Here is a 21375-nt window from a genome sequence, read left to right as displayed (position 1 = left end):
AAGCAAATTTATAATTTTTTAAATTTAGTAATAATTTTATCTTAATATCAATTCAAATAATGCTAAAAAGCGCTTTACAATGATTGATTATATTGTCAATATTAAATCTCATCAAATAGGATCTTATATCATTTTAATCATAAATTACTCATTTAGGATACATACATGTCATCTATTCCTGCTCTTGAGTTAATTGAACTCAAAAAAATTTACAAAAATGGTGTAGAAGCATTAAAAGGTATTAATTTAACTGTTCAGGCAGGTGATTTTTATGCTTTGCTTGGACCAAACGGTGCCGGGAAATCGACTACAATTGGTATTATTAGTTCGCTAGTTACCAAAACATCGGGTCAAGTTAAAATTTTTGGATTTGATTTAGATAAAAATATCGTCAATGCCAAAAGGCAGTTAGGGCTAGTGCCACAAGAATTTAATTTCAATCAGTTTGAAGAAGTACTCCAAATTGTTGCAAACCAAGGTGGATATTACGGATTACCCCGTAAATTAGCACTTGAACGTGCTGAAAAATATTTACGTATTTTAGATCTTTGGGATAAGCGTAATAGCCGGGCAGGTATGTTATCAGGTGGCATGAAAAGACGACTCATGATAGCAAGAGCATTAGTTCATGAGCCTAAATTATTAATTCTCGATGAACCAACGGCAGGGGTTGATATTGAATTACGACGTTCCATGTGGGATTTTTTAAGAGAAATTAATCGTCAGGGTATTACTATTATTCTGACTACACATTATTTAGAAGAAGCAGAGATGTTATGTCGGCATATTGGTATTATTCAACATGGTGAACTCATTGCTAATTCCTCTATGCGTGATTTACTGGCGAATAGTCAATCTGAAACGATTATTATTGATTATTTGCCAACCTCTCACCCCTTGGAGCTAACCGGGTATACCTTTACTAACGTTGAGCCAGGTATATTAGAAGTTAAAGTCGATAAACAGCATGGATTAAATCAATTGTTTGAGCAACTTAATCAACAAAAAATCAACGTAATCAGCATGCGCAATAAAACCAATCGACTTGAAGAGTTATTTGTTGATTTGGTGCGTAATGATACTCAAACAAAAGGAGCCGATAATGAATAATTTATACTGGATAGCCTTAAAAAGTATCTGGCGCAAAGAGGTCATACGTTTTTTAAGAATTTGGATCCAAACCTTGATACCACCCGTTATTACTATGTCACTTTATTTTATAATTTTTGGCAATTTAATTGGGTCACGAGTTGGCAATATGGGTGGTCATAGTTATATGGCATTTATAGTACCGGGATTAATTATGATGTCGGTAATTACCAACTCTTATACGAATGTTTGTTCATCATTTTTTAGTGCTAAATTTCAACGTAATATTGAAGAGCTTTTAGTTGCACCGGTACCAACACATATCTTAATTTGGGGATTTGTTGGGGGTGGCGTTATTCGAGGTATTTTAACAGGCACTTTAGTGACAATTGTATCGCTCTTTTTTGTGACATATGAAGTTCACTCTTGGGTATTTGTCGTTTTCACATTACTACTCACTTCAATTCTATTTTCGCTAGCTGGATTATTGAATGCAGTTTATGCAAAGACATTTGATGATATTAGTATTATTCCTACATTTGTATTAACGCCGCTGACTTATCTAGGTGGTGTATTTTATTCAATTACGTTGCTACCGACATTTTGGCAATGGGTATCTAAATTGAATCCTATTGTTTATATGATTAATGGCTTCCGTTATGGTTTTCTTGGCACCACCGATGTTTCGCTATGGATCACTTTTTCTATGCTTATCTTGTTTGTGGTGATTCTGTATATTGCTGTATGGCGATTAATTGAGAGCGGTAAAGGATTAAGAAGCTAAACGGTAAAAAAATACCGCCGACATAAGTCGGCGGATAAGTGGAATCATTAAGTTTTGTTAATAATCTGATAAATCAAATAATCAACATACTAATATATCAATATTATTGTCGAGATTAGACATTAGCAGACTACTCGTAAATGCCTAATTTTTTCTCTAAGTAATGGATATTTGTTCCACCTTTTTGGAAGTTTTTATCATTCATAATTTCGATATGAAGATCAATATTAGTTTTGATACCATCGATAACGAGTTCTGCTAACGCATTTTTCATGCGAGCGATTGCTACTTCACGAGTTTCTCCATATGCAATCAATTTACCAATCATCGAATCATAATATGGCGGTACAGTATAACCGGCATAGATATGAGATTCCCAACGAATACCAAACCCACCCGGCGCATGAAAACGGGTAATTTTACCCGGTGATGGCATAAATGTTTTTGGATCTTCTGCGTTAATTCTGCATTCAATCGCATGACCTTTAATATGAATATCACTCTGTTTAATTGAAAGCGGTTTTCCTGCTGCAATTAAGATTTGTTCTCGAATTAAATCAACACCAGTAATCATTTCTGTAACAGGATGTTCTACTTGAATACGCGTGTTCATTTCAATAAAGTAAAACTCGCCATCTTCAAATAAAAACTCAAATGTACCTGCGCCACGATAACCAATTTCAATACAAGCATTAACGCAACGCTCTCCGATAAATTTACGCATTTTAGGCGTAATACCGACGGCTGGTGCTTCTTCTACTACTTTTTGGTGACGTCTTTGCATTGAGCAATCACGCTCACCTAAATAAACTGCATTACCTTGACCATCTGAAAGCACTTGTATTTCAATATGACGTGGATTTTCAAGGAATTTTTCCATATAAACCATATCATTATTAAATGCGGTTTTGGCTTCTAATTTGGTCATTTTAATGGATTGTTCAAGATCTTTTTCTTCACGAACAATACGCATACCACGACCACCGCCACCACCAGATGCTTTGATAATAACAGGGTAACCGATTTTTTTAGCAATTTCTTTGTTTGTTTCAATATTATTGCTCAACGGGCCATCTGAACCAGGTACGCAAGGCACACCCGCTTTTTTCATCGCTTCAATGGCTGATACTTTATCACCCATTAAACGGATTGTATCAGGTTTTGGACCGACAAAAATAAAACCAGAACGTTCAACTTGTTCAGCAAAATCAGCATTTTCTGATAAGAAACCATATCCTGGATGAATAGCTGCTGCACCTGTTACTTCGGCTGCAGAGATTAATGCTGGAATATTAAGGTAACTTTTGGCAGATGCTGCAGGACCGATACAAACGGTTTCATCTGCAAGAAGCACATGTTTCAGATCTTTATCTGCCGAAGAATGAACAGCAACAGTTTTAATTCCAAGTTCTTTACATGCACGTAAAATGCGTAGAGCAATTTCTCCACGATTAGCAATAAGAATTTTATCAAGCATATTCAATCTCTTAATCGTATAAATTAATTAAATAAATTCTGATTATTCAATAATGAATAATGGTTGATCAAATTCAACGGGTTGACCATTTTCAACTAAAATAGCTTTAATAGTCCCTGCTTTTTCTGATTCAATTTGATTCATCATTTTCATCGCTTCGACAATGCAAAGTACATCGCCAACATTGACAGTTTGTCCAACTTCAACAAAAGCTTTTGACTCAGGACTTGGAGTACGATAGAAGGTTCCTACCATTGGAGATTTTATTGTTGAACCAGAAACATCAACTGATGCTACATCGTTGATGACTTCTTCTGCTGAAGAAGCTGAAGTTACAACAACAGGAGCTGGTTGAGGTATTTGAATATTTTGTACAGGCGCAGAATAGTTTGTTGTTGCTACAGTGCGACTAATGCGTACTGATTCTTCACCCTCAGATATTTCAAGTTCTGAAATACCTGATTCTTCAACTAACTCGATTAATTTTTTAATTTTGCGTATATCCATGAATTACACCGTGTTTATTTGATATAAGTAACGATTATTTAATGCATCCTTAATATCTTAAAAGTAATCTTTTAAGGTGATAATAAGGCTGTAACTCAACATTAACGCCGAAGGATACACTGTAAAATACTATTTGTCATTATATATCTCCTTTACATTCTATTTCTATACTATTTTCTAGGTATTATTTTAGAATTGCGCTACAATAATAAGACTCAATTATTATTGGGGCTAGCTATGGAATTACAAGATTAAATAAGATATTATTTGTACAATTTTAAAAGAAAATTGTTTTATAATTAGCTTGCTTCAAACTCTAAAATATACTTAAACAAGATTAATTCTAGGAAGAGTTTTTATTATGTTCAAAAAAGTTCGCGGCCTGTTTTCAAATGATTTATCGATCGATTTAGGTACAGCCAATACACTTATCTATGTAAAAGGGCAGGGGATCGTGTTGAACGAGCCTTCCGTTGTGGCCATTCGACAAGACCGTTCTGGAACACCGAAAAGTGTTGCTGCTGTCGGACAGGCTGCGAAACAGATGTTAGGGCGTACTCCGGGTAATATTGCAGCAATTAGACCAATGAAAGATGGTGTTATTGCTGACTTTTCTGTGACGGAAAAAATGTTACAGTATTTTATTCGCCAAGTGCACAGCCATAGCTTTTTAAGGCCTAGCCCACGCGTTCTTGTTTGTGTACCTGTTGGGGCTACACAAGTTGAACGTCGAGCAATTCGAGAATCTGCATTAGGAGCTGGCGCTCGTGAAGTCTATTTAATTGAAGAACCAATGGCAGCTGCTATCGGTGCAGATTTACCAGTATCTTCACCTACGGGCTCGATGGTGGTTGATATCGGCGGTGGAACAACTGAAGTTGCCGTGATTTCGCTTAATGGCGTTGTTTATTCTGCTTCCGCACGTATTGGTGGTGACCGATTTGATGAAGCCATTATCAATTATGTTCGTCGTAATTATGGCGCACTTATTGGTGAGGCAACTGCAGAAAAAATCAAACATTTTATTGGTAGTGCATACCCTGGTGATGAAGTGCTTGAAATTGAAGTTCGTGGGCGTAATCTAGCTGAAGGTGTGCCACGTAGCTTTACTTTAAATTCAAATGAAATTTTAGAAGCCCTTCAAGAACCATTAAGTGGTATTGTTAGTGCTGTTAAAGTTGCTCTGGAGCAATGTCCACCTGAGCTTGCTTCAGATATTTCTGAACATGGAATGGTCTTAACTGGTGGTGGTGCGTTATTACGTAATATTGATAAATTGTTATCAGCAGAAACAGGTATTCATGTAGTTGTAGCGGAAGATCCACTAACATGTGTTGCTAGAGGAGGCGGTAAAGCGCTTGATATGGTTGACATGCATGGCGGTGATCTGTTTAGTGAAGAATAACTATTGCCTCAGCTATCATTTAATTGTAATCCAATAAAATGGTAGCTAAATATCTTACTTTTTTCCGTCGATATTCTCGGCGGAAACATATCTTTATTCAAATTTAACTTGAGTATTTTATAGGTAAGTACTGAACAATGAAATTACTTTTTTCTAATCGTTCTCCTCTTAGTGTGCAATTATTGACCTCAATATTGCTCGCTTTGATCTTAATAATACTTGATATAAATTATCGTCCTTTTAACGAAGTTCGTTATTACTTAGATAGTATTGTTTCACCACTTTATCATGTTTCAAATTCACCTAGGGCTTCGTTTGATTCACTTCATGAAATGGCAAAAACACGAGAAGAGTTAGCCTCTGAAAATGAAAAATTAAATGAAGAGTTAATGAATAAAAAAGCAGATCTTTTGTTGCTTGAACATTTGAGACATGAAAACAATCGGTTGAGAGAGTTATTAAAAGCACCTTTATGGCATGAAGAGCATAAAATGGCTGCACAAGTTTTATTGGCTGATACTAACCCATATGCTTATCAGGTAGTAATCAATAAAGGAAAAAATGATGGTGTATATATAGGGCAACCTATCATTGATGAAAAGGGTATCGTTGGGCAAATTTACGAAATCGCACAGAACACTAGCAGAGCTATTTTAGTTTGTGATTATCAACATGCAATACCCGTTCAAATACAAAGAAATGATATATCAATGGTTGCTGTCGGTAATGGATGTAACAATGATCTCACCCTTGATTTTTTACCGAATAATGTTGACATTAAAGTAGGGGATGTTTTAGTCACTTCTGGACTAGATGGGCGATTTCCTGAAGGATACCCTGTAGCGATAGTGACATCAGTGAAGATTGATATTAGCGATTCATCCCCACTTATTTCAGCAACACCAACAGCCGATTTAAAACGTCTGCGTTATCTATTGTTACTATGGGGTGACCAAGGAGTAAAACATGAGGAGCCATAGAGGAATATTAATTATTTGGATTACCCTATTTTTTGGGTTGTGTTTGCAAATTATACCTTGGTCGTCATCTTACAATATTTTTAAACCTCATTGGTTGATGTTAATATTGGCTTACTGGTTTATTGCTTTACCACATCGTGTTGGAATAGGTACTGCTTTTATTTTTGGGCTTGTCATGGATCTATTTTCTGGTACGATATTGGGTATCCATGCGTTCATTTTTTCGATAATTGCTTATCTATTAATTTTTAGATATCAATTGGTGCGTAATTTAGCATTATGGCAGCAATCCTTCATCATATTTGGTATCTCAATATGTTATAATTTATTATTAATATTATTTCAGATAGCTATTTATCACATTATAACTATGTCCCCACTTATTTTACTATCAAGTTTGATTGACAGTTTATTATGGATAGTAATTTACCTATTTTTGCGACTTGTAAGACGACGTTATGCGATCAATTAATTGACTTTCAATCAAGGAAATTTTTATGTCTGTAGAGCTATTAATGAATGTCACTCCTTCAGAAACGCGTGTCGCTTATATTGAAGATGGTGTTTTACAAGAGATTCATGTCGATCGTGAATCACGACGAGGTATTGTTGGTAATATTTATAAAGGAAAGATTATCCGAATATTACCAGGTATGCAGGCCGCATTTGTCGATATAGGTCTTGAAAAAGCAGCTTTTTTACATGCTTCTGACATTATGCCACATACTGAATGTGTTTCAGATAGTGAACAAGAGCAATTTCAAGTTAAAGATATCTCAGAACTTGTCCGTCAAGGGCAGGATATAATGGTACAAGTCGTCAAAGATCCCTTAGGTACTAAAGGTGCAAGATTGACTACTGATATTACCTTACCTTCCCGCTATTTAGTTTTAATGCCTGGTCCTAATTCAGCCCATGTGGCGACTTCACAACGTATTGATAGCGAAGAAGAACGAGAAAGATTAAAAAAAATTGTTGAGCAATATGTCACTGAACAAGGTGGTTTTATCGTTCGAACCGCAGCGGAAGGTGCAAGCGCCCATGAATTAGAACAAGATGCTAATTTTCTAAAACGGCTATGGTCAAAGATTCAAGAGCGTATGGCTCGACCTACCACAAAAAACTTGGTATATGGTGAACTACAATTATCTCAACGCGTGTTACGTGATTTCGTTGGTGACCCTATTGAGCGAATTTTAGTTGACTCAAAATTGACCTATGATTTGCTAGTTGAGTTTACCCAAGAATTTATGCCTGAAGTCACGGACAAATTATCACATTATCGTGGAAGTGCGCCAATATTCGATCTTTACGATACAGAAAATGAAATTCAACGTGCACTTGATCGTAAAGTTAAATTGAAGTCAGGGGGATATTTAATTATTGACCAAACAGAAGCCATGACGACGATTGATATTAACACTGGGGCATTTGTCGGGCATCGAAATCTTGAAGAGACAATTTTTAATACCAATATTGAAGCAACCATTGCTATTGCTCGTCAGTTACGTTTGCGAAATTTGGGTGGTATTATCATTATTGATTTCATTGATATGCAACAAAGTTTGCATCAAGAACGTGTACTCCAATCACTGCAAGACTTTCTATCAAAAGATAGAGCCAGAACAACGATTAATTCATTTTCAAGTCTAGGTTTGGTTGAAATGACAAGAAAACGTACCCGTGAAAGTTTAGGACATATTTTATGTGAAGAATGTCCTGCTTGTAAGGGGCGAGGTATTGTTAAATCAGTTGAAACAGTATGTAACGAAATATTACGTGAAATAGTTCGAGTTCATAAAGCACATCGTTCTGAATATCTATTGGTGTATGCCTCAGCGGCAGTTGCTAATGCGTTAAACAATGATGAATCGCATGCACTTGCTGAAGTTAAAGTGTTTGTTGGAAAACGTGTTGAAGTTAAAGTTGAACCACTTTATATCCAAGAACAATATGATGTAGTATTGATGTAAATCCTATAAGGTATTGAAATATCAAAAATGAACAATATATTTCATTGTAGAGCGTTTACTCTTGAGATAAACATTAATCTATCAAATAGGTATTACCAACTTTAAACTTGTATTTAATTTAGAAGAAAATATAAAGGAATTTATGATTGTAACTGAAGTAAGTGATCGATTACTCCAACCAAATAATCTAAGTCAAACGGATATTTTGCGTTTATTAGATATGTTGAGTTCAAGACAAATTGATTATGGCGATTTATACTTTTTATCGGGTTTTTATGAAAGTTGGTCTATTGAGGATGGCATTATTAAAAATGCCTCTTTTCATCGTGATCAAGGTGTCGGAGTTAGAGCTATTGTTGGTGAAAAAACAGGATTTGCTTATACGGATCAGCTATCTTTAATGCGTTTAGAGCAAAGTGTAGTGGCAGCGAATTCGATTACTAAAGTGCAAGCACCTGTTTTAGTCACACCACTTAAAAACGTTGATACCGTTCCGATTTATCATTCTTTAAATCCAATAAACAGTTTTAGCCAAGAACAAAAAATTGCGTTGTTAAAACATCTTGATAAATTGATTCGTTCTTTAGATTCTAAAGTAACTGAAGTTTCAGTAAGTTTAACAGGTAGCTATGAAGATGTTTTAATTGCTGCAACTGATGGTACGTTGTGTGCGGATATTAGACCGTTGGTAAGATTATCTATTTCAGTGTTAGTTGAACAAGATGGTAAACGTGAGCGAGGATCAAGTGGAGGAGGTGGTCGTTTTGGTTATGAGCATTTTTTAACCATTAATCCGAAAACCTCAGAAACCGTAGCTGACAGTTTTGCTCACGAGGCAGTAAGACAAGCTTTAGTTTTATTATCGGCAAAAGCGGCACCTGCTGGGACAATGCCTGTAATTTTAGGGGCTGGTTGGCCTGGAGTATTATTGCATGAGGCAGTAGGGCATGGGTTAGAAGGTGATTTTAACCGTAAAAATAGTTCTGTATTCTCAAATAAAATCGGTGAACAAGTGACTTCTGAACTTTGTACCATCGTAGATGATGGAACGATAGAAAATCGCCGTGGCTCGTTGACTATTGACGATGAAGGTACACCAAGTCAAAAAACTGTACTTATTGAGAATGGTTTACTTAAAGGTTACATGTTCGATAAGCTTAATGCTCGGTTAATGAATACCCACTCAACAGGTAATGGGCGTCGAGAAAGTTATGCTTGTCTTCCAATGCCACGCATGACGAATACTTACATGTTGCCAGGTAATTCAAGTTTTGAAGAGATTATCAGCAGTGTTGATTATGGTCTCTATGCACCTAATTTTGCAGGTGGACAAGTGGATATAACATCAGGTAAATTTGTTTTTTCTACTTCAGAAGCCTATTTGATTGAAAAAGGCAAAATTACTACTCCGGTAAAGGGTGCAACGCTTATTGGTTCCGGCATTGAAACGATGCAACAAATATCTATGGTAGGCAATGATCTTGCATTAGATTCTGGCGTAGGTGTCTGTGGTAAAGCCGGACAAAGTGTACCGGTAGGTGTTGGGCAACCAACATTGAAAGTGAATAATTTAACTGTAGGTGGTACTATTAACCACTAATAACTTAGATGAATAGGATTTTAAAATAAATGGAAACAATCATTACTCTTTATCAAGCTTTTATAAATATGGATGTTGCAACACTTTCAAACCCTAATGTCTTGTGGACATTATATGGTATGTTATTTGTTATTATATTATTAGAAAATGGTGTATTGCCGGCGGCTTTTTTACCAGGTGACAGTTTACTGTTTTTAACAGGAGTGCTAATTAGTCTTGATGTTTTCCATTTCGGGTTAATTAATGTCATATTAATAGCTGCTGCTGCCTTAGGAACTTGGCTAGGTTATATACAAGGCCTTTGGTTAGGTAATACCAAACTTGTAAAAGGTTGGATGGAACACTTACCTGAAAAATATCATCATAAATCTGAAGTTTTATTCCATAAATATGGATTACAAGCCCTATTTATTGGTCGTTTTATCGCCTTTGTACGAACATTATTACCGATGATGGCGGGATTGTCTGGGTTACATAGCAGAAAATTTCATATTTATAATTGGATTAGTGCAACATTATGGATTTTCTTGATTGTTACATTAGGTTATCTATTTGGTTTATCACCAATTTTTAAAACCTATGAGAAGCAGATCATGTCACTTTTAATGCTTATTCCTGCATTTTTATTGATTTTAGGATTGATCTTCTCAATCTGGCTAGCTTTAAAACGTTGGCTAACTAAAAAGAAGCAAGCTAATGTTGCTGAAAACGGGAATCCTCAAGAGAAAAATTGAAATTAACCGATAAGCCGGGTTCTGTCGTGGACAATCATTCCTCTAGGCTAATGCTCACGCATTAGCTCAAGCAGTCTACCCGGATTCAACGCGGGCCGCGCCAATGAATCCCTATTTGACCTTGCTCCGAGTGGAGTTTACCGTGCCACAACTGTTACCAGTTGCGCGGTGCGCTCTTACCGCACCCTTTCACCCTTACCTGATCTTAAATATAAGCCATCGGCGGTATACTCTCTGTTGCACTAGTCGTAAATTTTAGCTCACGCCAAAATTCCCCAGGCGTTACCTGGCACTCTGCCCTATGGAGCCCGGACTTTCCTCCCCTCTGTTTGTCTCCTCTTTTACAAGGACTACAACAAAGCAGCGATTGTCTGGTTAATTTCGGCAGTAAGTATAGCGGAATGTTTCTTTTTGTCTAGCAAAGAATCTTTGTTTTAAAACGGTTGAGTGATTTATAAAAGGAATGATTATATTATTCGTCATGTTACGAAGATTGAATTATTATTAGGTTATGTTAGTGCGTTACATCATAAATTCTCGAAATTATTAAAAAATTAAATGAATTTAACGTCCATTTTTATTTTTCAAATACTTTAATAATTCAGTGAATTGATGAGCACGGAATGTCAATGTTATTTGTTTCAACTATTAAAAATCTGCTTTTTACCATTATTGAATAACCTGTTAAGTTTTTCTTGTATCTATAACTTTATATTATTACTTATGCTTTTTCTAAAAGAGTTTTTGATAAATTAATTATTTCCTTTTCGAACAAAGTTTTTTCACCATGTTAACTATGTTATATTTCTAAAAAATATCTTGCTCAATATAATCCTTTAAAGCACAGGCATAACAATTCTTATTGAACGGAATAAAATAAACAATTCAAGCTGATTTAATATGTAAATTATTTATCAATTATCTATTTGATAAGTAAGCCAAATAAAATATTTAAGCCAACAATGATTGTTTTATCGTTTTCAATAAAAATAATACAAAATGAATATTAAGAAAATAAATGCATATAATATGGAAATATAGGATTATAAATTTCTTTATATTTCCATATTATTTCTTAAGAATTTATTCCTTGTTTTTTTCAACTTTATGTGATGTTGATTTTCTTTTTATATTTCTTACCACTCGTTTAATTGGGCGATTAGTTTTGAAATCAATATAACGGCTAGGCCATATCTCTTTAGGCTCTAAATCAAGGGCTGTTGCGATAATAATTTCTCCTTTAGTCCATGGTCTGACAAGAGCATTGCAAAGAGTTGTTGAACTAAATCCCGATTGACGAGATAGTTCAGATAACGTTGTCCCTCTCTTTTTTAATGCAGCTATAATATCGGCCTGATGCCAGTCGCTGGATTTAATTTCCATTTTTTTATTCCCTCTTAGTTTATAACTTTGATTATCTATGTTATGATTTTAAGTTATTAAAACTAGTAATTTGCTTATGAAAGGCTTAAAAGTTTTAATAATTAGTTTCTTAATTATTGTATCAAAGTTTCTTAAATTTCTGTATTTTTTTCTGGTTATTTAAAAGTAGGATGGTTAAAATGAAAGAATGGTTCTCATCAAAAGAGCTATCAAACATTGCAGGGATGCCTTCGACAATACAAGGTATAAATCGTAAAGCAAGAGCCGAAAAATGGACATCACGTAAACGTACAGGTGTTCGTGGTAAAGCGCTTGAATACCATATTGGCAGTTTACCTTTTGATGTCAAAAAAGCATTATATATTGAAGAAGAGAGTGCGAGTTATGTAATACCTCCAATCGAACCTTTTCAACTTTGGATGACAGCTTTTGACCAGTTAACCGCAGAAGAAAAATCCATTGTTGCCTCATGGTTAATGCGAAATGGTATCAAAGATTTTATGTCTTTCATCAAAAAACATAATAAAAAAGATGATTAGGTGTTATTGCATAAGCTGATATATACTTTAGCGCCTTAAGATTAGGAAACTTGTTGCAACGGAATAACAAATGGTAAAACAATTTCAACTAACAGATAGTCAAGAGATTATTGCTTATTTAGTTCAGCAGTTTCCTATTTGTTTCACTTTTCAAACGATAACAAAACCGTTAAAGATTGATATTTTACGCGATATTGTTTATCGTTTGAAAGTCTATGAAATAATGAGTAAAGTTAAATCACGAATTATCTTAAATATCGATATTATAAAAAGGTGGAATTTAAAAAGTTTCATAATCCTTTTTAAACGGTTTAAGCCCAATAGGATTGAAAGCAGAAAAGATGAGGTTAATCAGAAAAAAATACGGTATGTTAAGCAACAGCCAGAAGCTAGTAATCAGAAATTTGAAAAATACTCAAAACTATTAGCACAAAATAAAAACCCAATATTTCCCTTTCATAATTTAAAATTTTAATGCTACGGAAAAACTAATGGAAAAACAGTTTCAATTGACAAATAATAAAGAAATTATAGCTTATTTAGCTCAACTATTTCCTAATTGTTTTACGCTTGAAGGTGAAGCTAAACCATTAAAAATAGATATATTTGAAGATATTCTTTCACGATTAGATTCAAATCAAGAATTGAGTAAATCTAAACTACGTTTAGCATTACGCTCTTATACAACAAGTTGGCGTTATTTGCATAGTATTAAAACAGGTAAATATCGGATAGACTTGAATGGACATGATCATGAAGTTATTACACAAGAACAGATGGATCTTGCTCAGGAGCAGCTAAAGATTAGTAAAGAAAAAGCTAAACAACGATCTAAAAAACAGAATAAAGATAAAACTGGAGCAAATGTGCACTCTTCACCTCGTTCTAATAGTTTAGTCGAGACGGCGAAAAGAATGGAAAAGCAATTTCAATTGACAAACAGTAAAGAAATTATTGTTTATCTGGCTCAACAGTTTCCGAAATGTTTTAGTCTTGAAGGTGAAGCCAAACCTCTGAAAATAGGTATCTTTCAAGATATTCTTTCTCGCCTAGACGGTAAAGAAGAACTTAGCAAAACAAAGCTTCGCATTGCTTTACGGGTTTATACTAATAATTGGCGATACTTATATTGTCTTAAAACGGGCGTGCATCGTGTTGATTTAGATGGTAACGAAGGCGAAATAATTACCCAACAACAAATGGATTATGCACAGCAACAATTAAAAGAAAGCAAAGGTAAGGCTAAAGAGAATTTTAAAAAGCGAACAGATTTGAAACCTAACTTAGTTCATTCTTCCTTACAGAAAGCGCCCAAAACTCTACAGATTGGTGATTTTGTCAAAGTGAGTTTAAGTAATAAAACATTAAAGGTACAAATCGTCAATATTGAAAAAGATCATATCAAAGTAAAAGTTGGCTCTGGTATGCAATTAACCGTTAAACCTGAGCACATAATTAAATAGAGAATTGCCATGAGTAACTTATTAAAAGGTATTTTAAAATTAAGCTTAGTGATGTTTATAGTTAGCCACAGTGCTCATGCTAAGCAACCTACAGCTGAACAACTACCCACTTTAAAACAAGATGAAATCCATCAAATCGTAGCGAATCGAGTAACGAATTATTTTACTCAAGCACATTACCGTAATTTTGATTTGAATGGTGCCTTTTCAGCTAAAATTTTTGATCGTTATTTCAAATTATTAGACGGAAATAAAGCGATATTTACGCAAAGTGATATTAATCGTTTTAGAAGTAAGCAAGAATCAATAGGTCAAGAATTATTAGATGGTAACTTAAAACTAGCTTACGATATTTATAATCTAGCTATTCAAAAACGATATAAACGTTATCAATATGCTTTAAAAGTACTCGCTCGCCCAATGGATTTTTCATCTAAGGATAGTATCGATTTCAAAAGGGAAGATATTTCGTGGGCAAGTTCAGAGAAAGAACTTGATGTTTATTGGAATAAAAGAGTTAAATATGATGAACTGAGCTTATCTTTATCCGGTAAAAATGAACAAGAGATACGAGATATACTAAGCAAACGTTATAACCGTGTATTAAGAACTTTAGTTCAATCAAACACTGAAGATGCTTTTCAAGTTTTCATGAATGCTTTTGCTCGTGAAATTGATCCTCATACAAGTTATTTGGCACCACGTAAAAAACGTGATTTTGATTCTGAAATGAGTCTATCATTAGAAGGTATAGGCGCAACCCTAAGTCAAAAAGATGATTATACTGAAATTATGTCATTTGTAACTGGTGGTCCAGCTGAGAAAAGTAAGCAACTTGCTGTGGGTGATAAAATTATCGGTGTAGGTCAAAATAACGCTGCGATAGAAGATGTGATTGGTTGGCGTTTAGATGATGTGGTTGATAAAATCCGTGGACCGAAAGGGACAGTAGTTAAATTAGAAATTTTACCAGCAGGTAACAATAGTAAACCCAAAGTTATAGAATTAACTCGCGATAAAATTCATTTCGAAGATAGAGAAGCAAAATTGAAGATCATCGATAATGAACGAGGAAAAGTCGGGGTTATTGAGATTCCAAGTTTCTATATTGGATTAACAGATAAAGTGGAATCATTATTAACGCAAGCTAATAAAGAAAACTTAAAAGGTCTTGTTATTGATTTGCGTGACAATGGGGGAGGTTCGCTCGGTGAAGTTATCCTATTAACTGGATTATTTATTGATAAAGGCCCTGTTGTTCAAGTACGCGATAACTTACAAAAAGTGACAGTTTATGACGATAAAAATAAAGGCATCAAGTATTCCGGTCCAATTGTTGTTATGGTTAATCGATATAGTGCGTCTGCTTCCGAAATATTTTCTGCAGCAATGCAAGATTACGGACGTGCCGTAATTGTAGGTGAAACGACTTATGGTAAAGGTACAGTTCAAACATCTCGAAATATTGCTTATCCAGTGGATGCAAGTTTACATCCTGATTGGCCAGAATTGGGTGGCGTTCAATATACGGTTCAAAAATTTTATCGCATTAACGGTGGTAGTACGCAGTTAAAAGGTGTTGAACCAGACATTGAAATGAGTAGAACTAAGTATGTTGATGAAACAGGTGAACGATTCTTAGATAATGCTTTGCCATGGGATAAGATACCTTCGGCAAAATATACTAAAGTTGCAAATCTTAAACCAATGTTATCGAAACTTAAAAAAGAGCATTTATCGCGAATTGCAAATAATCCTGAGTTTATTTATCTTGAACAAGATATAAAAAGATTCAACAATAAAAAAGATAGCCAATATATTGTTTCGTTAAATAAGAAAGAGCGTGAAGCAGAACAAAAAAATGATGAAGATCGTGATTTACGACGAATGAATGAGCGTTTAAATCGTGCTGGCTTATCGCCAATTAAAAAAATGGAAGATCTACCTAAGGATTATAAAAAACCCGATGCTTATTTAGATGAGGCAATTGAAATATTACTGGATTTTGTTCCAAATTACGCAAATGTTGCGTTACGGCAAGGTGATGAAGAAATAACTTCATTCAATATTTCCGTAAGATAGACAACAAAAGCGAATAAATAAAAATAGGAGATAAAGTATGAATACAGATTTAAAATATGCATTATTAACTGTAATCGCCTCGTTGGGGGTGATTGCTGTTTTCGGTATTATTGTGTGCATGAATTAAAAATACTTGAAAAATTTTGTTACGATCATTATAGTATGCAGCCTGCCAATATAAAGCAGGCTCTATAAAACGGTGAGGTGTCCGAGTGGTTGAAGGAGCACGCCTGGAAAGTGTGTATACGGCAACGTATCAAGGGTTCGAATCCCTTCCTCACCGCCATATATTATTCAAACTTATGAGTTATCAGAATTCTATTTGATTGTTTTATAAACTCATTATGAAAATTTAGTTAGTTTGAATAAAGTGACTTATCAATTAATATAATTTATTATTTAATTCTTGTTTAGCTTGCGAATAACAAATATCAATAATGAACTGATGGTAAATATCAACATTAACAGCGTGATTATCGAGCTTTGATTTTATCAGTTCAAGTATTTGACAATCATTTTCATTACTAAAGTTTTTAATAAGTGTAGACGCTCGTTCATCAATCCATTCTTCTATCGCATCTTGAGCCTCAATGCGCTCCATCATTTTCCAATAATTTCGCTCATAGCCATTCTCAACTAACTGATATAATCTATTCATCACTTAACTCGTTGCAATTTGTAAAATCCAATAAAAAAATCCAAATAAACTACCGATAATTAGAATAAAAGTACACAAAAGGGCAAATTGAATTTCACTGTGTGTTAATTGATAATCATTGTGAAATCGATCTTTTAATCTTCTCTCTGTTTTTACAAAATCTCGATTAGTCATAATAACCTCTAAAAAAGCCCCGATTTCGGGGCAAAAGAGTGTGAAATGTAACCATTGTTTCACTTATCAGATATCTAATAACAATCATATTAAATGAATTGTTCTTTCAATATCTCATCAAAACTGCAGAATGTTCATATGCCCCTGCTAGCTACTTGAATCTTATTACCCCACTAGTAACTCGAAGTATTGCTAATTTTTTGGTAACTCAATTAGTTTTGATGGTGATTATGATAATATAAGTTATTAAATGTGTCAATATCTAAAGTTATCAAAAAAGGATTTGTTATCGAATTTTAATAGATGCAAATAAACATTTTTATTTCATTTAATTGATTTTAAATAAATTATCTCTGTTTTTGTATAAAATTATATTGTTAAAGTTAAATTTAAATAACAATAGTTATTGATTTTGCCGTTTATTGTTGATAACATTAATAACATAAATTATCAGAATGGAAGAAAAAAAATGACGCCTCAACAACAATTAGATGCTATTGATGAAAAAATAAAAGAAGCAGAAAAACTTATTGAACAACTTTATGAATACCGTCGAAGACATATTAATCAATATGAACTTAATAAAGTAAAGGAAGAGTTTAAGCGCTGATTTTAATTTTTCATTCAATGAACAAGCATGTTAATAACAAAGTTAATAAAAGCAGCAAGCAAATAAATAGCGGATTAATAATTTAAATAACTATTACTGACGCATAAATACAAATTTTTGATTAGAAATAAAATAATACCTGAGGTGAATAATGCTAGCAAAACAGATCAATGTTGAAGAATGTCCTACCCCGAAACAATGGCTCAATAAAGTAAGCTTGAACGCTGATTATGATATTACTCAAGTATTAACCAGATGGGGTAATTGGGCTAGAAAAGAAGCTTACATACAACGAAAAGGTTTTAGTCTTTATCAATCACAGAAAAAGGAATATAAACAAGTCTGTTTAGATAAAGATGGATTAATTATTGATGCAATTATCTCGACAATGAAAAATAGCAAAATAGCGAAAATAAAAGAAGAAGCGAAAGTTCTCATCAAATTCTATTATGGTGATGAAATGATTGTCGATGATCATATTTATATCGAAAGAAATAAAACACAAAAATCGTCTACATTAATCATTAAACCTAAAAATTTACGTCAAATAGCTCAGGATTTAGCTTGTAGTGAAGGTAATATCCGAAAAATAAAAAGTAGTGGTGAAAGTTACATTATTGGTGCATTATCGATGCAAACGATGTTAACCGGCACTGAACTGGAGTTATTGCAACATTTAGTGTTTTAAAAAATGGGATAGTTAATCTTGACAACGTACGCTAATGTATGTATAATTATCTCAAAATCAAGAATTGTTACTTAAGCCCGCTAAGCGGGCTTTTTTATTGCCTTTAATTTGCAATATGTTATTTAACATCCTGTTTATTCATATAAAATAATCAAAATAAATTAAATAAACTTCTTTAATATAAGTCTTTTTTATTAAACCGCTTCATTGCGGTTTTTTTATGTCTACGATTTAACTATCAGTTATCACAATTCAACGGGTTCGCAGAGCAATCTCAGAAAATAATTTATACATAAGTGCTGCGTAACCCTTTCTTATTTTTAACTGCCTCAGCAGGAGGCTCACGATGAAGATGAAACCTATGCCAATCAAAGAGCCTGACCATATCAATTGGTATGTTGTCGTTTATTTATTTTTTATCACTTTACTTGGTTCACTTGCAAGTTATTGCTATCAAATTATCAATGGTAATAAGTTCAATCTGATGATTTTAATTGCTCAGATCTTTATTTCAACTTTTGCTGGCGGTTTGGTTTTGCTAGCGGCAAGTTACTTTAACTGGCAGTTTGAACTGGCTGGCGGTGTGGCTGGGTTAGCGGGATGGTCAGGTGCCACATTAATCAAAACACTTGAAGAACAATTATTAAAAAAAACACGTGGACATGATAATTGAGAGGAAATTAAAACAAATGAAATTGACTGAACACTTCAAACTGGAAGAGTTTACTTATTCACTGACCGCCAGTCGACTAAAAATAGACAATTCAGTACCGGCAGCACTGATGCCCAATATCCAATTAACAGCAATAAAACTTGAACTGGTCAGAAAAGCCCTTGAGCACCCAATCATCATTACTTCCGGTTACCGTTGTCCGGCATTAAATGCCCGGGTAGGCGGGGTGGCAAGTAGTGCACATACTCAAGGTTTGGCGGTTGACTTCCGTTCGCCATTCGGCACACCGAAACAAATCTGTCAACGATTGATAGATGCAGGGGTCGTGTTTGACAAGCTTATTCAGGAGCATAATCAATGGGTGCATATCGGATTTAGTCCAACCAAAAACCGTCAAATAGTACTCACTGCAGTTAAAAATGGCGGTAAAACAGTGTATTTAAAAGGTTTGATGTGATGAGCAAGTTTACGTTACTCCCTAAAATATTACCGTATTGTTGTATTTTTATCACTTTTTTTGCGCTCTATTTTGCGTATCGCTGTTGGAAGGATGAACAAATAGCTATCACTAAAACCCTTACGTTAGAAGCGCAATTTAAAGCATATCAACAAAATAATAATGCCATTAAACAAATTGAGTCAACTATCATTGAGACAATAAAAGATGAACAGGTTAAAACAGACAGTTTACGTGATGATGTGGATAATGGTCTTGTCGAGTTGCGCATCAAAGTCGCCACCCTTGAACGAAATAGTGCCGCCACCGGCGATATTGCTGAGCAAGCCTTACGACTTGCAAAGTCTTCTCAACAAGATTATTACCGTCTCACCAACGCAATCGGCTATAACCGAGCCATAATTGAAGGTTGGCAGCAATATTATTGTCAGGAGATTGCACCCAAAAACAATACGCAATTTATGTGTAGTCACTAATTGATACCTTTTAAAGACTCTAGCAACATAAATTAATTAAACATTATTGAATACGTGATGAAGATCACGTATTGCACATTATTATTTTAATTGTGAGTTAATATAAAATTATTGGATAAATGTGCAATAAAATAGATGCATATTTCATATGTTTTGATAATGACATGTTAATCAACTGATTAAATAATAATTTTTTTCAGTTTTATTGACTAAACATGTAATTAGCGTTGTTCGCGTTATAAATAAAATTTTTAAAAACCATTATCCTCAATGTTAACAAATAATTTTTGTTAATATTAATGAAGATAACCCCCGTTAAATAAATTAAAAGGAGAATACTCATTTACGATACGTATATTGAATCTGAACACTATTTAAACCTTTTTCTAGAGCAAATAGTTTCTAATTTTTATCCTAACTGCGTGAAAGCAAAATTGGACAAATTGAATTATTTTGTTAATATTTACTAGAATTAAAACAGTAAATTTTATTTTTCGATTATTTCAGGTATTTTCTGGAACTACAGCTATAACTAGTAGTCTGATTAACAATCATTTGCTAGAACTTCCTTTTCGACATGAGTAGTATTTTTTGAAAAGTAAGAACTAATAGGTTTAGCCTCCATCTCAGAAGTGATGATTACGTTTGCTTGGCAATTTTTGTTTGAGTAAAGTAGCCCTGAAGTAATAATTAATATCTCCCTCTCCTCGATCTTTTGGAGCCATTATGGAAAACTTAAGTACCGTTCAGGACTTTATTCGCTGGACAACTTCACAACTCAGTCAATCAGATATTTATTTAGGACATGGAACGGATAATCCTATCGATGAATCAAAACAACTTATTTTAGCCAGTTTAGGCTTATCATTATCTATTCCTCCAGAATTTTACGCAGCCAATCTGACGGAAGAAGAAAGGCAGTTTCTGTTTGATATTATTCAAAAGCGAATTGACGATCGTGTTCCAACTCCTTATTTAACGAATCAAGCGTGGTTTTGTGGGCATAGCTTTTATGTTGATGAACGAGTTTTAATACCTCGTTCACCGATTGGTGAATTAATTGATAATCATTTTAAAACGCTACTAACCACACCGCCTCGAAATATTTTAGATCTTTGTACCGGGAGTGGTTGCATTGGTATTGCTTGTGCTTATGCTTTTCCAGAAGCGCATGTTGATATTACTGATATTTCGCTTGAGGCAATTGATGTTGCTCAAACCAATATCAATTTGCACGAAATGAACTTTCAAGTTACGCCTATCTTATCGGATCTTTTTGATGATTTACCGGTAAAACAGTACGATCTCATTGTCTCCAATCCACCTTATGTTGATGATGAGGATATGAATGATTTACCTGAAGAATATTTATATGAACCGAAACTGGCGCTGGAAGCTGGATTTGATGGATTGGATTTAGTAAAACGAATTTTGCATGATGCAACAAATTATTTAACACCTGAAGGCGTTCTTATTTGTGAAGTAGGGAATAGTTGGATTAGTTTGCAAGAACAATATCCAGATGTTCCATTCAATTGGATAGACTTTGAGCGTGGTGGTTTCGGCGTGTTTTCCATAACACAACAAGACTTGATTAAATATCATCACTATTTTAAATAAATT

23 protein-coding genes, 1 tRNA gene and 1 other RNA gene are annotated in these 21375 nt (G+C 34.1%); 20 read left to right on the top strand and 5 right to left on the bottom strand.

Annotated elements, in window-relative coordinates:
• Positions 1–165 precede the first annotated feature (165 nt).
• Complete coding sequence (locus ACKJXD_RS01825; protein ID WP_430875347.1) at positions 166–1110, top strand: ABC transporter ATP-binding protein; 945 nt, start codon at positions 166–168, stop codon at positions 1108–1110.
• Complete coding sequence (locus ACKJXD_RS01820) at positions 1103–1873, top strand: ABC transporter permease (RefSeq protein ID WP_220215528.1); 771 nt, start codon at positions 1103–1105, stop codon at positions 1871–1873. The genes ACKJXD_RS01825 and ACKJXD_RS01820 overlap by 8 nt, the downstream gene beginning before the upstream one ends.
• Positions 1874–2003: 130 nt before the next feature.
• Here ACKJXD_RS01820 and accC read toward each other — a convergent pair whose 3' ends face one another.
• Both accC and accB read right to left on the bottom strand, forming a co-directional pair.
• A complete protein-coding gene (accC, locus tag ACKJXD_RS01815; protein ID WP_220215527.1) occupies positions 2004–3350 on the bottom strand; it encodes an acetyl-CoA carboxylase biotin carboxylase subunit in 1347 nt (448 codons plus the stop codon).
• A 42-nt stretch (positions 3351–3392) separates the two neighbouring features.
• Entirely contained in the window at positions 3393–3857 is a 465-nt protein-coding gene (gene accB, locus ACKJXD_RS01810) for an acetyl-CoA carboxylase biotin carboxyl carrier protein (protein WP_220215526.1), read from the bottom strand.
• A 361-nt stretch (positions 3858–4218) separates the two neighbouring features.
• On the opposite strand from accB, the gene ACKJXD_RS01805 reads away from it, so the two are divergent.
• The 6 genes from ACKJXD_RS01805 (at position 4219) to ACKJXD_RS01780 (ending at position 10549) form a co-directional block, all read left to right on the top strand.
• Positions 4219–5262, top strand: a complete 1044-nt coding sequence (locus tag ACKJXD_RS01805) for a rod shape-determining protein (protein WP_294828986.1) — start codon at positions 4219–4221, stop codon at positions 5260–5262.
• Between the two features lie 137 nt (positions 5263–5399).
• Complete coding sequence (mreC, locus tag ACKJXD_RS01800) at positions 5400–6242, top strand: rod shape-determining protein MreC (RefSeq protein WP_220215525.1); 843 nt, start codon at positions 5400–5402, stop codon at positions 6240–6242.
• A complete protein-coding gene (mreD, locus tag ACKJXD_RS01795) occupies positions 6229–6714 on the top strand; it encodes a rod shape-determining protein MreD (protein ID WP_220215524.1) in 486 nt (161 codons plus the stop codon). The genes mreC and mreD overlap by 14 nt, the downstream gene beginning before the upstream one ends.
• A gap of 25 nt (positions 6715–6739) precedes the next feature.
• Complete coding sequence (gene rng / locus ACKJXD_RS01790) at positions 6740–8215, top strand: ribonuclease G (protein WP_220215523.1); 1476 nt, start codon at positions 6740–6742, stop codon at positions 8213–8215.
• 142 nt (positions 8216–8357) lie between these two features.
• Complete coding sequence (tldD, locus tag ACKJXD_RS01785; RefSeq protein ID WP_220215522.1) at positions 8358–9815, top strand: metalloprotease TldD; 1458 nt, start codon at positions 8358–8360, stop codon at positions 9813–9815.
• 29 nt (positions 9816–9844) lie between these two features.
• Positions 9845–10549 (top strand): DedA family protein, encoded by a 705-nt coding sequence (locus ACKJXD_RS01780; RefSeq protein ID WP_220215521.1) that lies wholly within the window; start codon positions 9845–9847, stop codon positions 10547–10549.
• Here the strand turns inward: ACKJXD_RS01780 and rnpB are convergent.
• An RNA gene (rnpB, locus tag ACKJXD_RS01775) (RNase P RNA component class A) lies at positions 10544–10932 on the bottom strand. The genes ACKJXD_RS01780 and rnpB overlap by 6 nt on opposite strands.
• Positions 10933–11632: 700 nt before the next feature.
• Entirely contained in the window at positions 11633–11932 is a 300-nt protein-coding gene (locus ACKJXD_RS01770) for a helix-turn-helix domain-containing protein (RefSeq protein WP_430875346.1), read from the bottom strand.
• Positions 11933–12111: 179 nt separating this feature from the next.
• On the opposite strand from ACKJXD_RS01770, the gene ACKJXD_RS01765 reads away from it, so the two are divergent.
• From ACKJXD_RS01765 to ACKJXD_RS01740, 6 genes are all read left to right on the top strand, one after another.
• Complete coding sequence (locus ACKJXD_RS01765; protein ID WP_220215519.1) at positions 12112–12471, top strand: DNA-binding protein; 360 nt, start codon at positions 12112–12114, stop codon at positions 12469–12471.
• A 70-nt stretch (positions 12472–12541) separates the two neighbouring features.
• Entirely contained in the window at positions 12542–12946 is a 405-nt protein-coding gene (locus ACKJXD_RS01760; RefSeq protein ID WP_220215518.1) for a ProQ/FINO family protein, read from the top strand.
• 16 nt (positions 12947–12962) lie between these two features.
• Positions 12963–13934 (top strand): RNA chaperone ProQ, encoded by a 972-nt coding sequence (proQ, locus tag ACKJXD_RS01755; RefSeq protein WP_430875345.1) that lies wholly within the window; start codon positions 12963–12965, stop codon positions 13932–13934.
• A gap of 9 nt (positions 13935–13943) precedes the next feature.
• On the top strand, positions 13944–16016 hold the full coding sequence (gene prc, locus ACKJXD_RS01750; RefSeq protein WP_220215516.1) for a carboxy terminal-processing peptidase: 2073 nt from the start codon (positions 13944–13946) through the stop codon (positions 16014–16016).
• Between the two features lie 37 nt (positions 16017–16053).
• Positions 16054–16143, top strand: coding sequence for a YnhF family membrane protein (locus ACKJXD_RS01745; RefSeq protein ID WP_220215515.1), 90 nt, complete (start codon positions 16054–16056; stop codon positions 16141–16143).
• A gap of 71 nt (positions 16144–16214) precedes the next feature.
• Positions 16215–16302, top strand: a tRNA-Ser gene (locus tag ACKJXD_RS01740).
• A 96-nt stretch (positions 16303–16398) separates the two neighbouring features.
• Here the strand turns inward: ACKJXD_RS01740 and ACKJXD_RS01735 are convergent.
• A complete protein-coding gene (locus tag ACKJXD_RS01735) occupies positions 16399–16674 on the bottom strand; it encodes a hypothetical protein (protein WP_220215514.1) in 276 nt (91 codons plus the stop codon).
• A 643-nt stretch (positions 16675–17317) separates the two neighbouring features.
• Here ACKJXD_RS01735 and ACKJXD_RS01730 point away from each other — a divergent pair.
• The 6 genes from ACKJXD_RS01730 to prmB all read left to right on the top strand — a co-directional run bounded on the left by ACKJXD_RS01730 (position 17318) and on the right by prmB (position 21372).
• Positions 17318–17458, top strand: a complete 141-nt coding sequence (locus tag ACKJXD_RS01730) for a hypothetical protein (protein ID WP_220215513.1) — start codon at positions 17318–17320, stop codon at positions 17456–17458.
• Positions 17459–17609: 151 nt separating this feature from the next.
• A complete protein-coding gene (locus ACKJXD_RS01725; RefSeq protein ID WP_220215512.1) occupies positions 17610–18146 on the top strand; it encodes an antiterminator Q family protein in 537 nt (178 codons plus the stop codon).
• Between the two features lie 346 nt (positions 18147–18492).
• Entirely contained in the window at positions 18493–18819 is a 327-nt protein-coding gene (locus ACKJXD_RS01720; protein WP_294829008.1) for a phage holin family protein, read from the top strand.
• A 16-nt stretch (positions 18820–18835) separates the two neighbouring features.
• Positions 18836–19276, top strand: coding sequence for a D-Ala-D-Ala carboxypeptidase family metallohydrolase (locus ACKJXD_RS01715; RefSeq protein WP_430875344.1), 441 nt, complete (start codon positions 18836–18838; stop codon positions 19274–19276).
• Positions 19276–19752, top strand: coding sequence for a lysis system i-spanin subunit Rz (locus ACKJXD_RS01710; RefSeq protein ID WP_430875343.1), 477 nt, complete (start codon positions 19276–19278; stop codon positions 19750–19752). Before ACKJXD_RS01715 ends, ACKJXD_RS01710 begins: the two co-directional genes overlap by 1 nt.
• 726 nt (positions 19753–20478) lie before the next feature.
• Complete coding sequence (gene prmB / locus ACKJXD_RS01705) at positions 20479–21372, top strand: 50S ribosomal protein L3 N(5)-glutamine methyltransferase (protein WP_220215495.1); 894 nt, start codon at positions 20479–20481, stop codon at positions 21370–21372.
• Positions 21373–21375: the final 3 nt, after the last annotated feature.

This window comes from Gilliamella sp. G0441 (genome assembly GCF_050589305.1).
Lineage (GTDB): Bacteria > Pseudomonadota > Gammaproteobacteria > Enterobacterales > Orbaceae > Gilliamella.
The sequence above is the reverse complement of the archived record's forward strand: the minus strand, read 5'-3'. Positions and strand labels throughout refer to the sequence as shown.

Coding starts and splice junctions, on each gene's coding strand:
- ACKJXD_RS01825 (WP_430875347.1), top strand. CDS start 166: ATGTCATCTATTCCTGCTCTTGAGTTAATTGAACTCAAAAAAATTTAC.
- ACKJXD_RS01820 (WP_220215528.1), top strand. CDS start 1,103: ATGAATAATTTATACTGGATAGCCTTAAAAAGTATCTGGCGCAAAGAG.
- accC (WP_220215527.1), bottom strand. CDS start 3,350: ATGCTTGATAAAATTCTTATTGCTAATCGTGGAGAAATTGCTCTACGC.
- accB (WP_220215526.1), bottom strand. CDS start 3,857: ATGGATATACGCAAAATTAAAAAATTAATCGAGTTAGTTGAAGAATCA.
- ACKJXD_RS01805 (WP_294828986.1), top strand. CDS start 4,219: ATGTTCAAAAAAGTTCGCGGCCTGTTTTCAAATGATTTATCGATCGAT.
- mreC (WP_220215525.1), top strand. CDS start 5,400: ATGAAATTACTTTTTTCTAATCGTTCTCCTCTTAGTGTGCAATTATTG.
- mreD (WP_220215524.1), top strand. CDS start 6,229: ATGAGGAGCCATAGAGGAATATTAATTATTTGGATTACCCTATTTTTT.
- rng (WP_220215523.1), top strand. CDS start 6,740: ATGTCTGTAGAGCTATTAATGAATGTCACTCCTTCAGAAACGCGTGTC.
- tldD (WP_220215522.1), top strand. CDS start 8,358: ATGATTGTAACTGAAGTAAGTGATCGATTACTCCAACCAAATAATCTA.
- ACKJXD_RS01780 (WP_220215521.1), top strand. CDS start 9,845: ATGGAAACAATCATTACTCTTTATCAAGCTTTTATAAATATGGATGTT.
- ACKJXD_RS01770 (WP_430875346.1), bottom strand. CDS start 11,932: ATGGAAATTAAATCCAGCGACTGGCATCAGGCCGATATTATAGCTGCA.
- ACKJXD_RS01765 (WP_220215519.1), top strand. CDS start 12,112: ATGAAAGAATGGTTCTCATCAAAAGAGCTATCAAACATTGCAGGGATG.
- ACKJXD_RS01760 (WP_220215518.1), top strand. CDS start 12,542: ATGGTAAAACAATTTCAACTAACAGATAGTCAAGAGATTATTGCTTAT.
- proQ (WP_430875345.1), top strand. CDS start 12,963: ATGGAAAAACAGTTTCAATTGACAAATAATAAAGAAATTATAGCTTAT.
- prc (WP_220215516.1), top strand. CDS start 13,944: ATGAGTAACTTATTAAAAGGTATTTTAAAATTAAGCTTAGTGATGTTT.
- ACKJXD_RS01745 (WP_220215515.1), top strand. CDS start 16,054: ATGAATACAGATTTAAAATATGCATTATTAACTGTAATCGCCTCGTTG.
- ACKJXD_RS01735 (WP_220215514.1), bottom strand. CDS start 16,674: ATGAATAGATTATATCAGTTAGTTGAGAATGGCTATGAGCGAAATTAT.
- ACKJXD_RS01730 (WP_220215513.1), top strand. CDS start 17,318: ATGACGCCTCAACAACAATTAGATGCTATTGATGAAAAAATAAAAGAA.
- ACKJXD_RS01725 (WP_220215512.1), top strand. CDS start 17,610: ATGCTAGCAAAACAGATCAATGTTGAAGAATGTCCTACCCCGAAACAA.
- ACKJXD_RS01720 (WP_294829008.1), top strand. CDS start 18,493: ATGAAGATGAAACCTATGCCAATCAAAGAGCCTGACCATATCAATTGG.
- ACKJXD_RS01715 (WP_430875344.1), top strand. CDS start 18,836: ATGAAATTGACTGAACACTTCAAACTGGAAGAGTTTACTTATTCACTG.
- ACKJXD_RS01710 (WP_430875343.1), top strand. CDS start 19,276: ATGAGCAAGTTTACGTTACTCCCTAAAATATTACCGTATTGTTGTATT.
- prmB (WP_220215495.1), top strand. CDS start 20,479: ATGGAAAACTTAAGTACCGTTCAGGACTTTATTCGCTGGACAACTTCA.